The 287-nt window shown below is 54.4% G+C and carries 2 pseudogenes; both read left to right on the top strand.

Annotated features, from left to right (window positions below):
- Position 1: 1 nt before the first annotated feature.
- Positions 2 to 157 (top strand): annotated as a pseudogene (locus NSCA4_RS16310) (hypothetical protein); the annotation flags it as partial.
- Positions 84 to 287: pseudogene (locus NSCA4_RS13235) on the top strand (polymorphic toxin-type HINT domain-containing protein); the annotation flags it as partial. The pseudogenes NSCA4_RS16310 and NSCA4_RS13235, both read left to right, overlap by 74 nt.

The following is a 287-nucleotide window of genomic DNA, read 5'->3' as shown; positions in this document are numbered from 1 at the left end:
CCTGCTCCTTCCACGGCAGCACCTTGGTCAAAACGGCAGACGGCTACAAAGCCATTGCCCGTATCCGGGCCGGCGACCGCGTCTTTGCCAAGGACGAAGCAAGCGGGAGGAAACGGGATACAAACCCGTTACCGCCCGATACGGCAATCCGTACCAAGAAACCGTTTACATTGAAGTTTCGGACGGCCTCGGTAAAATACAAAACCCTCGTTTCCAACCGTATCCACCCGTTTTATTCGGACGGCAAATGGATTAAAGCGGAAGATTTGAAAGCGGGAAGCAGGCTG

Origin of the sequence: Neisseria sicca 4320 (genome assembly GCF_000193735.1) — a bacterium.
Lineage (GTDB): Bacteria > Pseudomonadota > Gammaproteobacteria > Burkholderiales > Neisseriaceae > Neisseria > Neisseria sicca_E.
The sequence above is the reverse complement of the archived record's forward strand: the minus strand, read 5'-3'. Positions and strand labels throughout refer to the sequence as shown.